This window comes from Mesorhizobium sp. L48C026A00 (genome assembly GCF_000502375.1).
In the GTDB taxonomy this organism is placed as follows: domain Bacteria; phylum Pseudomonadota; class Alphaproteobacteria; order Rhizobiales; family Rhizobiaceae; genus Mesorhizobium; species Mesorhizobium muleiense.
Genome location: NZ_AYWU01000005.1, coordinates 308,394 through 322,697, shown reverse-complemented (window position 1 = coordinate 322,697; position 14,304 = coordinate 308,394). Strand labels below are relative to the sequence as shown.

General features: G+C 63.3%; 16 protein-coding genes. 13 read left to right on the top strand and 3 right to left on the bottom strand.

What is annotated here, in order from left to right; translation table 11 throughout:
- Positions 1 to 28 precede the first annotated feature (28 nt).
- The 3 genes from X738_RS53900 to hemB all read right to left on the bottom strand — a co-directional run bounded on the left by X738_RS53900 (position 29) and on the right by hemB (position 1,675).
- Entirely contained in the window at positions 29 to 304 is a 276-nt protein-coding gene (locus tag X738_RS53900; RefSeq protein ID WP_084833668.1) for a HepT-like ribonuclease domain-containing protein, read from the bottom strand.
- Positions 305 to 339: 35 nt separating this feature from the next.
- Positions 340 to 543, bottom strand: a complete 204-nt coding sequence (locus X738_RS53895) for a nucleotidyltransferase family protein (RefSeq protein ID WP_051407752.1) — start codon at positions 541 to 543, stop codon at positions 340 to 342.
- Positions 544 to 643: 100 nt separating this feature from the next.
- Complete coding sequence (gene hemB / locus X738_RS53890; RefSeq protein WP_023798414.1) at positions 644 to 1,675, bottom strand: porphobilinogen synthase; 1,032 nt, start codon at positions 1,673 to 1,675, stop codon at positions 644 to 646.
- 206 nt (positions 1,676 to 1,881) lie between these two features.
- Between hemB and X738_RS53885 the strand changes: the two genes are divergently transcribed.
- The 13 genes from X738_RS53885 (at position 1,882) to osmF (ending at position 14,274) form a co-directional block, all read left to right on the top strand.
- The gene (locus X738_RS53885; protein ID WP_023798413.1) at positions 1,882 to 2,925 is read left to right on the top strand and encodes an enoyl-CoA hydratase/isomerase family protein; all 1,044 of its coding nucleotides are present in this window, start codon (positions 1,882 to 1,884) and stop codon (positions 2,923 to 2,925) included.
- On the top strand, positions 2,922 to 3,344 hold the full coding sequence (locus X738_RS53880) for a DUF6163 family protein (RefSeq protein WP_023798412.1): 423 nt from the start codon (positions 2,922 to 2,924) through the stop codon (positions 3,342 to 3,344). The genes X738_RS53885 and X738_RS53880 overlap by 4 nt, the downstream gene beginning before the upstream one ends.
- Positions 3,345 to 3,599: 255 nt before the next feature.
- On the top strand, positions 3,600 to 4,115 hold the full coding sequence (gene ldtR / locus X738_RS53875; protein WP_023798411.1) for a transcriptional regulator LdtR: 516 nt from the start codon (positions 3,600 to 3,602) through the stop codon (positions 4,113 to 4,115).
- A 364-nt stretch (positions 4,116 to 4,479) separates the two neighbouring features.
- Positions 4,480 to 5,733: a L,D-transpeptidase family protein gene (locus tag X738_RS53870; protein WP_023798410.1), complete on the top strand. Its 1,254-nt coding sequence runs from the start codon at positions 4,480 to 4,482 to the stop codon at positions 5,731 to 5,733.
- 338 nt (positions 5,734 to 6,071) lie between these two features.
- The gene (glyA, locus tag X738_RS53865; RefSeq protein WP_023798409.1) at positions 6,072 to 7,385 is read left to right on the top strand and encodes a serine hydroxymethyltransferase; all 1,314 of its coding nucleotides are present in this window, start codon (positions 6,072 to 6,074) and stop codon (positions 7,383 to 7,385) included.
- A gap of 81 nt (positions 7,386 to 7,466) precedes the next feature.
- Positions 7,467 to 8,057 (top strand): hypothetical protein, encoded by a 591-nt coding sequence (locus X738_RS53860; RefSeq protein WP_306454938.1) that lies wholly within the window; start codon positions 7,467 to 7,469, stop codon positions 8,055 to 8,057.
- Positions 8,058 to 8,191: 134 nt separating this feature from the next.
- Entirely contained in the window at positions 8,192 to 8,668 is a 477-nt protein-coding gene (gene nrdR, locus X738_RS53855) for a transcriptional regulator NrdR (protein ID WP_023798407.1), read from the top strand.
- A 2-nt stretch (positions 8,669 to 8,670) separates the two neighbouring features.
- Positions 8,671 to 9,792 (top strand): bifunctional diaminohydroxyphosphoribosylaminopyrimidine deaminase/5-amino-6-(5-phosphoribosylamino)uracil reductase RibD, encoded by a 1,122-nt coding sequence (gene ribD, locus X738_RS53850; RefSeq protein ID WP_031254637.1) that lies wholly within the window; start codon positions 8,671 to 8,673, stop codon positions 9,790 to 9,792.
- A 118-nt stretch (positions 9,793 to 9,910) separates the two neighbouring features.
- Complete coding sequence (locus tag X738_RS53845) at positions 9,911 to 10,528, top strand: riboflavin synthase (protein WP_023798404.1); 618 nt, start codon at positions 9,911 to 9,913, stop codon at positions 10,526 to 10,528.
- Positions 10,529 to 10,905: 377 nt separating this feature from the next.
- Entirely contained in the window at positions 10,906 to 11,400 is a 495-nt protein-coding gene (ribH, locus tag X738_RS53840; protein WP_023798403.1) for a 6,7-dimethyl-8-ribityllumazine synthase, read from the top strand.
- The gene (gene nusB / locus X738_RS53835; RefSeq protein WP_023798402.1) at positions 11,397 to 11,897 is read left to right on the top strand and encodes a transcription antitermination factor NusB; all 501 of its coding nucleotides are present in this window, start codon (positions 11,397 to 11,399) and stop codon (positions 11,895 to 11,897) included. Before ribH ends, nusB begins: the two co-directional genes overlap by 4 nt.
- Entirely contained in the window at positions 11,894 to 13,111 is a 1,218-nt protein-coding gene (locus tag X738_RS53830; RefSeq protein ID WP_023798401.1) for an MFS transporter, read from the top strand. Before nusB ends, X738_RS53830 begins: the two co-directional genes overlap by 4 nt.
- A 251-nt stretch (positions 13,112 to 13,362) precedes the next feature.
- Positions 13,363 to 14,274, top strand: coding sequence for a glycine betaine ABC transporter substrate-binding protein OsmF (gene osmF / locus X738_RS53825; RefSeq protein WP_023798400.1), 912 nt, complete (start codon positions 13,363 to 13,365; stop codon positions 14,272 to 14,274).
- Positions 14,275 to 14,304 lie beyond the last annotated feature (30 nt).

The following is a 14,304-nucleotide window of genomic DNA, read 5'->3' as shown; positions in this document are numbered from 1 at the left end:
GCGGCGACAGACTGTCTGTCACTACGGTTCAGACGATGGCGTCGGAAGTCTTGTGGTATTCGTGACGCAAAACGTTGCCAATTCCACGAATCTGTTTCCAGGGAATTTCTGGAGCAAGAGCGAGCAAATCGTCCGGGATGTGCCGGGTGGCTTCGGAGATAATCTCGATGCCGCGCTCCACGCCATGACGAAGCAGCCAGTCGTCACGAAAGTCGTCCAGAGTCTTGCCGGTGGTGGCAGTGCTGATGCCATCCAAAGCCGCCATGATCTCGGCCAGGATAGGCTCGATCCGGCGGACGGCCATCAGAATACCCGCACGGCCGATCGTTCGATCTCGGCCTACAACATGGGATGAAGGCTGTCAGGCGTGGTGATGTCGATTTCCGTTGACATCTTCTCTTCCAGAAATTGCTTGATCCCGACCAGGTCGATCAGAGAAAAGCGCCGCGCCGGGTCATAGTCGATGAACAGATCAAGATCGCTGTCCGGCTGGGCATCGTCCCGCGCTGCCGACCCGAACAGATACAGCGAAGTCGCGCCCATGCCTTTGATGGCATCTGCGTTTCTCTGCAACCGTTCGATGACCTCGGTTCCTGCTCATGGGTCCATTCTAGCGGATTGCAGCAGAATCCCAAAACGATGCTTACCCCTTCAGCATCGCCGCCACTTCAGGCGCAAAATAGGTGAGAATGCCGTCGCAGCCGGCGCGCTTGAAGGCGAGCAGCGATTCCAGCATCGCCTTGTCGCCGTCAATCCAGCCATTGGCGGCGGCCGCCTTGATCATCGAATATTCGCCCGACACCTGATAGGCGAAGGTCGGCATGCGGAATTCGTCCTTCAGCCTGCGGATGATGTCGAGATAGGGCAGGCCAGGCTTGACCATCAGCATGTCGGCGCCCTCGGCGAGGTCCTGCTCGGCCTCGCGCACGGCCTCGTCGGAATTGGCATGGTCGAGATAGTAGGTCTTCTTATCGCCCTTGAGCAGGCCGGCGGTGCCGACCGCCTCGCGATAGGGTCCGTAGAAGGCGGAGGCGAATTTCGTCGCGTAGGACATGATCGCCACATCCTGAAAACCATTGGCGTCGAGCGCATCGCGGATGGCGCCGATGCGGCCGTCCATCATGTCGGAAGGGGCAATGATATCGGCGCCGGCAGAAGCCTGGATGACGGCAGCCGCCGTCACCTGCTCCACGGTCTGGTCGTTGACGATGATGCCGTCACGCAAGATGCCGTCGTGGCCGTGCGAGGTGAAGGGATCGAGCGCCGCATCGGTGATGATGCCGATCTCGGGCACTGCGCGCTTGATGGCGCGCGTGGCGCGGTTGATGACGTTTTCCGGATCGAGGATGTGCGAGCCGGTCTGGTCGCGCAGGCCGAGCTCGACATTGGGGAAGGTGGCGATCGCCGGAATGCCGAGCTTTGCCGCGCGCTCGGCCTCCTTGACGGCAAGGTCGAGCGACAGGCGGAAGACACCAGGCATGGCGGCGATCGGTTCGCGGATATTGTTCCCATCGACGACGAAGATCGGCCAGATCAGATCGTCGACGGAGAGCCGGTTCTCCTGCACGAGGCGGCGCGACCAGTCGGCCTTGCGCATGCGGCGCAAACGGCGACTGCCGGTGATCTCGTCGACGCTGCGCGCGGCGGCAGGCTTTGCTGGGGTGAATTTGTTCATCGCCAAAACTCCGGATTGGCGGCTTTTAACACGAGCCTCCGCCGCTGACCAATGCGGCACGATAGTGCCAGGCACAAGCTGGATACCGGTATACGAGTTCCCGACCGTTGTTGCCGGACAGGATTGGCGGCTTGGCATTGACGCAGCCATGCGCCACGCTTTAGCACTTCAGTCCTGGCGGCATTGGGCGAGGGATTCTTTAGGCGATGGATTTTGGCGGCGGCAACGAGATCCGCTTCGAACGACTGGGCAGCGCCGGCGTCGTCACGCTGACGCGGCCGCAGGCGCTCAATGCCGTCACCCATCGCATGGTCAAGGCGCTCGACAAGGCGCTGCGCGCCTGGGAGCGCGACGACGGCGTCGATGTTGTCGTCGTCAAGGCCGAGGGCAGGGCGTTTTCGGCCGGCGGCGACATCCTCCACATCTACGAGGCCGGCCGGGTGGGAAAGCCGCCGGTCGATTTCTTCGCCGACGAATACCGGCTGAACGCCCGCATCGCGCGGTTCGAAAAACCCTATGTCGCGCTGATCGACGGCATCGTCATGGGCGGCGGCGTCGGCATCTCGTTCCACGGCTCGCATCGGCTGCTGACCGAGAACGCCCAGTTCGCCATGCCGGAAGTCGGCATCGGCTTTTTCCCGGATGTCGGCGCCAGTCATCTGTTGCCGGGCCTCGGTGGCAGCTTCGGCATGTATCTGGCCCTGACCGGAATCCGCATCCGCTATGGCGACGCTTTGTGGTCGGGCCTGGCGACGAACACGATCAAGGCGCAGGACCAGGCCGGCTTTCTCGACCGGCTGGTTGCGACAGGCGACCCTGAAGCAGCGCTGCGCGGCTTTTCCGTCCCGGCCCGGCGCGAAACGGACAGTCCGACACTGGAAGCCATCGCCCGCCATTTCGCGCAGCCGTCGCTGAGCGACATCATCGGCAGCCTGGAGCGCGCCGCACCCGCAGACGCGTTCGCGGCGAAGACGCTGGCGACGATCCGCACCCGCTCGCCGACCAGCCTGCATGTTGCCTGGCGCGAGATCAGCGCCGGGCTGACGCTGTCGATGGACGAGTGCATGCGGATGGAGTTCCGCATCCTCAACCGCATGCTTGCCGGCCACGATTTCTACGAAGGCATCCGCGCCGCCATCATCGACAAGGGCTCGTCGCCGCAATGGCGGCCGGCTGGTATCGACGACGTCGGTGCTGCCGACGTCGATGCCTATTTCGCTCCGCTCGGCGAACGGGAACTCACGCTGTGAGCGAGGTCACGTCGAGACGCGTCGTGCTCCAGCCCTCGACGGCCGAGGTCATCTTCGCCTGGTTTCAGCGCGTCATCTCAGCCTACTGTCTGTTGTTCGGGATTTTGTACTGGATCCGGCTGATCGGCTTCTATCCCGGATCGTTGTGGCGCTTCGACCTGATGCCGGTGCATTGGCAGTTGGCGGCGGTGACGCTCGCCGTCTTCTTTCCCTTCGCTGCCGCCGGTCTGTGGATGCTGGCCTCCTGGGGGCCGGTGATCTGGTTCATCTGCGCGGCGACCGAGACGGTCATGCATGCCGGCTTTCCCGAGCTCTTCGGTCACCGGCCGCTGATCGTCGCCTCGCATGCGGCGGTGGCGCTGCTCTACATCGTCTTTCGCGTGGTGAACTGGGTGCAGAAGCGCCGGAGCCGGCAATAGAGCATCGGATCGATGCTCAACAAGAATAACCCACGCGTCCGGTTGGACGGGCAAATTACCGCCCGGATTCATTGGCTAAATCTTTAGGTTAATCGTCCTTGTTCGGGTGACCCTTCGTTAAGCCTCTTTCGAAACCTATTACCGGTAAGCTCTTGTTAGCCCTAGCGTTTAAGTCGAATTTTATGAGTATTCGATAGTGTCGCGATCAAGGTGAAAAACAAAAAATCACCAGGCGACAAACGAGAGGCAAAGACAATGATCAATTCCCGTCCGGCGGCGAAGACCGCCAACGTATCCGACGACCGCCGCGAAGCGATCCGTTCGCTGTACATGGAATCGCTGCAGCTGGTGGAACGGCTGCACCGCCGCCTGCTTGACGTGATCAAGGACGAATTCGACCGCAACGGCCGTTCCGATATCAACGCCATCCAGGCGCTGCTGCTCTTCAATATCGGCAATTCGGAACTGACCGCTGGCGAGTTGCGCTCGCGCGGCTATTATCTCGGCTCGAACGTCTCCTACAATCTGAAGAAGCTGGTCGATCTCGGCTTCATCAACCACCAGCGCTCGCGCATCGACCGCCGTTCGGTGCGGGTCTCGCTGACGCCGAAGGGCAGTCAGGTGGCGGAAGTCGTCGCCGGCCTCTACGAGCGCCATGTCGGCTCGATCGAGCAGGTCGGCGGCATCAACACGGAAGAATTCAAGCAAATGAACCGCGCCCTGCAGCGCCTCGACCGCTTCTGGAACGACACCATCGCCTACCGGATGTAAGCATGTCCGTCGCATGAAGGGGCAACTGCGCCACAAGCGCGGTCGGGGAGCGATCCAAAAGACCGGTGCCGAAAAGCATCGGTCTTTGCGTTTCGTGAGGGCCAGCCGATCCAAATCGCGGTCAGGGTCACGTTGCCGCCATATTCCCGGTGGAAGCGAGAACGCGGGTGATGTTGCGGCGCGAGCCAATCCATCTCCCCGCCAACCGCCTCTGTGAAGGCGTCGCGCCCGGTCGCGTTCTCGCACAGAAGCGATTGGGGCATGGTTGGCTAATTGTTAAGGGCGCCACCCTTAGAGTGGGCCAGCCTAGCATGCGGGCGGATCGCCCGGTGAAAAAACTGTTACAGGACTATCTGGAGCGTACATGAGAACCAGTCGCCGTTTCTTCCTTTCCGGAGCCTCCGCATTGGCCGCGACGATGGTTGCCGGTGGCGCCAGCGCGCAGGACGTGATCGCGGACATCCTGAAATCCTCGGGCCGCGGCAACTGGAACGACCAGTTCGACGCCCGCGCCAGCGAGGGCGGCAAGGTGGCCTCGACGCTGCCGATCGTCAGCCTGCAGACCGTTGCGTACACCGAGCAGGCTATCGCGCAGTATCAGAATATTGTCGCGCAGGGCGGCTGGGAGCGGGTCCCGGACACCAAGAAATTGCAACTCGGCGTCATCGATCCCGATGTGGTGCCATTGCGCAGGCGCTTGATGGTTTCGGGCGACCTGGCGCAGAGCGCCGGCCTTTCAGAGGCCTTCGATTCCTATGTCGATGCGGCGGTCAAGCGCTTCCAGGCGCGTCATGGCCTGCCTTCCGACGGCACCCTGGGCCAATATAGCTATGCGGCGATGAATGTCTCGGCGCAGGTCCGGCTTGGCCAGCTGCAGACCAATCTGCAGCGGCTGAACGAACGCGCCGGTACGCTGGGCAACCGCTATGTATTGGTCGATATCCCTGGCGCCCAGATCGAAGCGGTCGAGAACGACCGCGTCGTGCTGCGCCACACCGCCGTTGTCGGCAAGATCGATCGCCAGACGCCGATCGTCGATTCCAAGATCAACGAGATCATCGTCAATCCTTACTGGAACGCGCCGGTCTCGATCGTGCGCAAGGACATCATTCCGCTGATGCGGAAGGACCCCAACTATCTCAAGGACAGCAAGATCCGGCTGTTCGCACCGGATGGCAGCGAGGTCGATCCACTGACCGTCGACTGGTCGACCGACGACGCGGAGAAATACCGCTTTCGCCAGGATCCGGGCGCCGGCAATGCGATGGCCTCGGTCAAGATCAATTTCCCGAGTCCGGACGGCGTCTACATGCACGACACGCCGCAGCAGAGCCTGTTCGGCAAAATGATGCGCTTCGATTCCTCAGGCTGCGTGCGCGTCCAGAACGTGCGCGACCTCGTCACCTGGATCCTGCGCGACACGCCGGGCTGGAGCCGCCAGCATTTCGAGGCGTCGATCAAGAGCGGCGAGAACATCCCGGTGCAGGTCACCAATCCGGTGCCGGTCTTTTTCCTCTACATCTCGGCCTGGTCGACGGGGCCTGGCGTCGTGCAGTTCCGCGACGACATCTACGGGCTCGACGGAGCCAACGAGCTGCAGATCACCTCTGCGCTCTAAGCCACTGATTTTTTAGCTGAAAAGGCCGCCTCTGAGGGCGGCCTTTTTGTATCGTCCGCCACGCATGGCGCGTGGTGGGCAAGCACCGTTTGGCCGGGATGGCAGCCGGTCGATGACTTGGGGGTGAAAGTCCTCTGCGGGCCCTGGTGATGGAAACCGTTAGCCGAACAGCAAGGGCGTCGCCAAGCCTTGCTGAACGGCCGGCAGGAATGGAAAATAGGTGGCTCTTCGCCTCGCTGCCGCAATCCGACCAGCAAATTTCGCGCCGCAAACGTGGCAGGGCGAAAGCAACTGTGTTAATGGCGCGGCAGGCCCCCCGGACGACAAGGATTTCAAGCATGGCAACAGCAGCGGCAGTGTCGAACAAATTCGAATCCTTCTTCGAAACCACGCTTGCCGATGCCGATCCGGAGATTTTCGGCGCGATCCGCAACGAACTCGGCCGCCAGCGCCACGAGATCGAGCTGATCGCTTCGGAAAACATCGTCTCCCGCGCCGTGCTGGAAGCGCAGGGGTCGGTCATGACCAACAAATACGCCGAGGGCTATCCCGGCAAGCGCTACTATGGCGGCTGCCAGTTCGTCGACGTGGCCGAGGAACTGGCCATCGAGCGCGCCAAAAAGCTGTTCGGCTGCAACTTCGCCAATGTCCAGCCGAATTCCGGCAGCCAGATGAACCAGGCGGTCTTTTTGGCGCTGCTGCAGCCCGGCGACACCTTCATGGGGCTCGACCTGAATTCCGGTGGCCACCTGACGCACGGTTCGCCGGTCAACATGAGCGGCAAATGGTTCAAGGTCGTTTCCTACGGCGTCCGCAGGGACGATCACCTGCTCGACATGGACGCGATCGAGAAGACCGCCCACGAGACCAGGCCGAAGCTGATCCTGGCCGGCGGCACTGCCTATTCGCGCGTCTGGGACTGGAAGCGTTTTCGCGAGATCGCCGACTCGATCGGCGCCTATCTGATGGTCGACATGGCCCACATCGCCGGCCTGGTCGCCGGCGGCGTGCATCCGTCGCCGCTGCCATACGCCCATGTGGTCACCACCACCACGCACAAGTCGCTGCGCGGCCCGCGCGGCGGCATGATCCTGTGCAATGACGAGGACATCGCCAAGAAGATGAACTCGGCGGTGTTTCCAGGCCTGCAGGGTGGTCCGCTGATGCATGTCATCGCCGCCAAGGCGGTGGCCTTCGGCGAAGCGCTGAAGCCAAGCTTCAAGATCTATGCCGAGGGCGTTGCCGCCAATGCCAAGGCGCTGGCCTCCAGCCTGCAGGAAACCGGCCTCGACATCGTCTCCGGTGGCACCGACAACCATCTGATGCTGGTTGACCTCAGGCCGAAGAACGCCACCGGCAAGCGTGCCGAGGCAGCGCTTGGCCGCGCCAACATCACCTGCAACAAGAACGGCATCCCTTTCGATCCCGAAAAGCCGTTCGTCACCTCGGGCGTGCGCCTCGGCACGCCGGCCGGCACCACGCGCGGTTTCGGCCAGGCCGAGTTCCGCGAGATCGGCAAGCTGATCGCCGAGGTGCTGGACGGGCTCAAGGCCGCGAATTCCGACGACGGCAATGCAGCCGTCGAAGCAGCGGTGAAGGCGAAGGTGGCCGCGTTGACGGATCGTTTTCCGCTCTATCCCTATCTCGGTTGAACTCACGCAAAGTGTCGTCCCTTATCGCCGGACGAGAAGCACTTTTTCAGCGGGGACGGAGTCCGGACAGGAGCCTTGACGATGATGCAGATTTTCGGTGTCGCTGGCTTTGGCGCGCTTGGCGTGTTGTTGGTCACATTGACCACCTTGTCGTCCGCCGCCCTGGCACAGTCTGCGCCCACCCCAGCCGCACCGAAGACCGAAACCTTCGGCAACTGGTCCACCACTGTCGACGAGATCGATACCGGTGAGGATCTGCGCAAAACCTGCGTCGCCTCGACCGCCTTTCTCGACGCGAGCGGTACCAGCGGCACGCTCACGCTTGCCATCTCGAACGGGGATGCACTGCCGCCCAATGGCTATCCGACCCTCGTCATCGCCATGAAGAACAAGGACTTGCCGACTGGCGAGAACATTCCGGCGGTGTTCGGCGATGGCAACGGCAAGGTCAAGGCGACCGTCGATGCCATGGCCGGTGCCGGCGGAAAATGGATGTTGAACAACAAGCCCGAGATCAGCCTGGCGCTGCTGCGTGCCATGCGCCGCGCCAGCGCCCTCGATATTGTCTTCTCCGATACGCCGGTCGCGACCGTATCGATGGACGGCTTCACCAAGGCCTATCGCAGCCTCGGCGTGTCATGTGGGTTCCCGACTGCTGACGTCGCGCCGTAATCGGCCGGTATTGCCGTTGATGCTGGCAATTTTCCTCGCGCCTCGCTATCTCTGAGGCGCGACCCGATACTTTGCCATCGCGGCAAAAACCTCTAAGCCTTCGCTCCACGAGAATCGCGAACACAAGGCTGCCCATGCGCTGTCCCTACTGCCAGTCCGAAGATACGCAGGTGAAGGATTCGCGCCCCGCCGAAGACGGCGCGGCGATCCGCAGGCGGCGCGTCTGCCCCGATTGCGGCGGCCGCTTCACCACCTTCGAACGTGTGCAGTTGCGCGACCTCGTGGTGGTGAAGAAATCCGGACGCAAGGTGCCGTTCGACCGCGACAAGCTGCTGCGCTCGGTCGAGATCGCCGTGCGCAAGCGCAATGTCGATCCCGAGCGCATCGACCGCGCCGTGACCGGCATCGTGCGCCAGCTCGAAAGCTCCGGCGAGACCGAGGTCGCCTCGGGCGAGGTCGGCCGCCTGGTGATGGAGGCACTGAAGTCGCTCGACGACGTCGCCTATGTGCGCTTCGCCTCGGTCTATCGCAATTTCCGCGAGGCCAAGGATTTTCACGACGTGCTGGGTGAGCTCAAAGGTGACGAGCTCAAGGAAGAGGACGCCGGCTGAGCATGGCAAGGCGCAGCCAGGCCGAGCAAGAGGTTCTTGATCGCCGCTTCATGGCGGCAGCACTGAGGCTGTCGCGGAAAAACGCCGGGCGAACCTCGACCAACCCTTCCGTCGGCACGCTGATCGTGCGCGACGACGGCACCGGGCCGATGATCGTCGGCACCGGCGTCACCGCTGTCGGCGGCCGGCCGCATGCCGAGACCGAGGCGCTGGCGGAGGCCGGCGAGCTCGCACGCGGCGCCACCGCCTATGTCACATTGGAGCCCTGCGCCCACCATGGCCGCACCCCGCCTTGCGCCAGAGCACTGGTCAATGCCGGCGTCGCGCGGCTGGTTGGCGCTGCGAGCGACCCCGATCCACGCGTGTCCGGCAACGGCTATGCGATCCTGCGTGCCGCCGGTGTCGAAGTGGTCGAAAAGGTGCTCGTGGCAGAAGCCGCCGAGCAGATGGCCGGCTATCTCATTCGATCCCTGAAAAAACGTCCGGAAGTAATCCTGAAACTTGCGCTTTCCAGCGACGGCAAGATCGGCATGGGAGGCGCGGGGCAGGTCTCGATCACCGGCGACATCGCCCGGCGCGAAGTCTATCTGATGCGCGCCGAAGCCGACGGCGTACTGATCGGCATCGGCACGGCGCTGGAGGACGATCCGGCGCTGACGGTGCGGTTGCCGGGGCTGGAGAACCGCTCGCCGGCGCGCATTGTGCTCGACCGCCAGATCAGGCTGCCGGAGACGTCGAAACTGATAGCCGGCGTCGACCGGGTTCCGCTTTACGTCGCCGCCTGTGCCGAAGCCGACCCGCATCGGCGCGCCGCGCTCGAACGCGCCGGCGTGCGCTTCATCGGCACTGAGACGTATGAAGGCGATATTGCGCTGCCGGAGTTGCTCGAGGATCTGGCCGCACTCGGCATGGCGAGCGTGCTGGTCGAGGGCGGCGCCAAGGTGGCCAAGGCCTTCCTCGCCGAAGGGCTGGTCGACCGCATCGTGCTGTTCCAGGGACAGGAGCCGATCGGCAGGAGCGGCATTGTATCGCCCATCGACGCCGACCATATCCCGGCAGGATTTCGCAAATTGCGCGACATGCGTTTCGGCGAAGACAGCTATGCCGAGTGGATAAGGCCATGATCCCAAAAAGTGGGAACCGGTTTTTGGACAACAACATGGTCAAACTGAAAGACATGATCCCGAAAAGTGGGAACCGGTTTTTGGAAAAGATCATGGCCAACCAAGAAACCAGAGTCTGATGTTTACCGGGATTGTCACCGATGTCGGCACCGTCGCTGCCGTCAAGCCGCTGAGAGAGGGCGTCGGCTTGCGCATCGACACGGCCTATGACCCGCAGACGATCGCCATTGGGGCTTCGATTTCCTGCGGCGGCGTCTGCCTGACGGTGACGGCGCTGCCGGAAAGCGGCGCCAACGCGCGCTGGTTCGAGGTCGAGGCCTGGGAAGAGGCACTCAGGCTGACGACGGCCATGGGCTGGAAATCCGGCACCAGGATCAATCTGGAGCGGCCGCTGAAGATCGGCGACGAACTCGGTGGCCACATCGTTTCAGGCCATGTCGACGGCATGGCCGAGATCGTTGCGCGCAAGGAGGAGGGCGATGCCGTGCGCTTTACGCTGGAAGCGCCGCGCGATCTGGCCAGATTCATCGCACCCAAGGGTTCCGTCGCGCTCGACGGCACCTCGCTCACCGTCAACAAGGTCGACGGCACACGCTTCGACGTGCTCTTGATCCATCACTCGCTGACCGTGACCACCTGGGGCGAACGCCAGGTCGGCGACCGCGTCAATCTGGAGATCGACACCATGGCCCGCTACGCGGCCCGCCTGGCCGTGGCCGCGAAAGAGGGACTTTGATGGCCCTGCCGGAGAGCGGCGTGGATTCATACGGTTGTCCGAACAGGACGAGCACCTCGGATCTGATTAGCGCCTTGTTCCGTTCCGTTGGCGCTGCCCCTCACCCGCCTGCCGGCGACCTCTCCCCGTAAACGGGGCGAGGGGCGCTGTGATCGATGGTTTCGCCAATCACCAGCGTTCCAAAAAGGGCGCCGGCGATGCGGCCAGCCTCTTTCGCCCCGTTTACGGGGAGAAATGCCCGGCAGGGTAATGAGGGGCAGCGCCGGCTTCGGAGGAAACCATGAAACCAATAATCAGGCACGTCCGCATCTCCACCAATCTTCTGCTTGCGATCAAACCGGCTTCGGCCTAAGTCACCGGCGATCCCGGAGACATCTATGGCTGGCACATCCCAACACGGCAAAGCGTTCATTCGCCCGAAGAAGAAGGCCCACCTTCTTGTCATCGAGGCACGCTTCCATGACGACCTTGCCGACGCGCTGCTCGAAGGCGCGACAAGCGCGCTCGAGGAAGCTGGCGCGACATACGACGTCGTCACCGTTCCGGGCTCGCTCGAAATTCCCGCAGTGATTTCCTTCGCCCTCGACGGCGCCGCCGAAGGCGGGTCGAGGTATGACGGCTTTGTCGCCCTCGGCACCATCGTGCGCGGCGACACCTATCATTTCGACATCGTCGCAAATGAATCGAGCCGTGCCCTGATGGACCTGTCCGTCCAGGAAGCGGTCTGCATCGGCAACGGCATCCTGACCACCGAAAATGACGAGCAGGCCTGGACGCGGGCCAGGCGTTCGGAAGGCGACAAGGGTGGCTTTGCCGCGCGTGCGGCGCTGACCATGATTGCCCTCAAGCAACAGTTGGGAGAGCGATCGTGAGCGAGCCCGCATCGCCCGGCCAGCCCGCGGTGCGCCACGCCAACAAGCGCGGTGCAGCCCGTCTGGCTGCCGTGCAGGCGCTCTACCAGATGGATGTGGCCGGCAGCGGCGTCTTCGAGATCACCGCCGAATATGAGGCGTTCAGGCTCGGCAAGGAAGTCGACGGCGCGCTCTATCGCGAGGCCGACGCGCAATGGTTTCGCGCCATCCTCGCCGGCGTCGTCGAGAACCAGAAGACCATCGACCCGATCATCCGCCAGGCGCTGACCGAGGACTGGCCGTTGTCCAGGCTCGATTCGACGCTGCGCGCCATATTGCGCGCCGGCGTCTACGAACTGATGAAGCGCGAGGACGTGCCGGTGGCTGTCATCGTCTCGGAATATGTCGATATCGCCAAGGCGTTTTACGAAGAAGATGAGCCGAAGCTGGTCAACGCAGTGCTCGATCGCGTGTCGCGCCGGGTGCGCGGCGAAGGGCGTGGCAAGGACGCTTCATGACGGCCGTCGCTATCGCCGAGGCCGGCAGGGAAGCGCGCCGCACGGCGCTCATCCTTGCCGCTTCGCAGGCGATCATCGGCTCGGCCGCACCTATCGCCATTTCCGTGGGTGGATTGGCCGGATATTATCTGCTCGGCTCCGACAAGTCGCTGGCGACGGCGCCGATCACCGGCTTCAACGTCGGCGTGGCGCTCGGCGCCCTGCCGGCCGCAGCCATCATCCGCCGGCTCGGCCAGCGCGACGGCTTCATGACCGGGACGATCGTCACTGCGCTCGGCGGTCTGGTCGCCACGCTGGCGCTATTTTACGCCAGCTTCTGGCTGTTCGCCTTCGGCCTGCTGGTGATCGGCATCGGCGGTGCCTTCGTCCAGCAATTCCGCTTCGCCGCCGCCGACAACGCACCGGCTGAATTCAAGGCGCGCGCCATCTCCTTCGTGCTGGCCGGCGGCATCGTCACCGCCATTCTCGGGCCGCAGATCGTCATCTTCACCCGCGAATTGTTTGCGCCGGTGATGTTTGCCGGCTCGTTTGCCTCCATCCTGGTGCTGGCGGCGGTCGGCGCCGCCATCCTGTCGTTGCTGCGCATCCCGGCCAAGGCGACGGGCAAAGCGGAAATCGCCGACAGCGACGCGCGGCCGCTCGCCGAGATCGTCACCAGGCCGCGTTTCGTTGCGGCGCTGTTTTGCGCCGTCGGCAGCTACGCGCTGATGAGCTTCGTCATGACCGGCGCGCCGCTCGCCATGGTCGGCTGCGGCCTGTCGACGGACGACGCCACGCTCGGCATTTCCTGGCATGTCATGGCGATGTTCGCGCCGAGCTTCTTCACCGGCTCGCTGATCTATCGCTTCGGCGCCGAACGGATTGTCGCAACCGGCCTTGTGCTGCTGATCGGCTGCGCCGTGGTGGCGCTGTCGGGCCTGGCGCTGTGGCAATTCTGGACGGCGCTGATCCTGCTCGGCCTTGGCTGGAATTTCGGCTTCATCGGCGCCACCGCCATGGTCGCCGACAGCTACCGCCCATCGGAAAAGGCCAAGGTCCAGGGTTTTCACGACTTCGTCCTGTTCGGCTCCGTCGCCTTCGCCTCGCTGATGTCGGGCGCGGTCTACAACGCCTGGGGCTGGGAGATGCTGAACTGGATCATCTTCCCGGTGACGGTGTTGTGCTTCGTGGCGCTGGGCGTGCTGAAGATGACCGCGCGGCCGACCAGCGCATGACCCCGATCCGAAGGTTCGGAAAGGACCATGCGCAAATCAATAGTGCTACAGCGTCCTTTGCGCGTCCAAACGGACGCGACGCGCTGTAGTGACATGACGCTGTCGGGATCGGACAGCAGCGGATTCACCCGCATCCGAACAAAATTATTGCCCCCATCCCCCTTCTTATGAAACCGTGTGCCCCGACGGGGCATTGAAGCCATGCTCATATGCGGCAGCCGCAGTCCGGTTCTCAGCAAGGGATTTGTGAAATGTTTTCAGTCAAGGTTCTGGCCGGCGCGGCACTGGCGCTCGGCATCACCGCAGCCTCGGCGAGCGCTCAGGTGGTCGTGTCGTCGAAGATCGACACCGAAGGCGGCGTGCTCGGCAACATCATCCAGCTGGTGCTGAACGCCAACAACATCCAGACCACCGACCGCATCCAACTCGGCGGCACCCCTGTGGTGCGCAAGGCGATCACCGCCGGCGAGATCGACATCTATCCGGAATACACCGGCAATGCCGCCTTCTTCTTCGAAAAGGCCGACGATCCGGTGTGGAAGGATGCCGCCAAGGGCTATGAAACGGCCAAGAAGCTAGACTACGACGCCAACAAGATCGTCTGGCTGTCGCCGTCGCCGGCCAACAACACCTGGGCGATTGCGCTGCGCAAGGATGTCGCCGAGACCAACAAGCTGGCGACTCTGTCCGACTTCGGCAAATATGTCTCCGGCGGCGGCCAGGTGGTGCTGGCGGCCTCGGCCGAATTCGTCAATTCGGCTGCCGCGCTGCCGGCTTTCCAGACCACCTATGGTTTCACGCTTAAGCCGGACCAGCTGATCACGCTCTCCGGCGGCGACACGGCGGCGACCATCGCCGCTGCGGCGAACCAGACCAACGGTGCCAACGCCGCCATGGTCTACGGCACCGATGGCGGCATCGCGCCGTCCGGCCTGGTCGTGCTCGAAGACGACAAGGGCGTGCAGCCGGTCTACCAGCCGGCGCCGATCATCCGCGAGGCGGTGCTGAAGGAGCATCCCGAAATCGAGACGCTGCTGAAGCCGGTCTTCGCCAAGCTCGACCTCGTCACCCTGCAGGAACTGAACGGCCGCGTTCAGGTCGGCGGCGAGCCGGTCAAGGGCGTCGCCGAAGACTTTTTGAAGAAGAACGGGTTCTTGAAGTAGGCCGTTCCCTGTCGTGACGCCGGTGCGAGG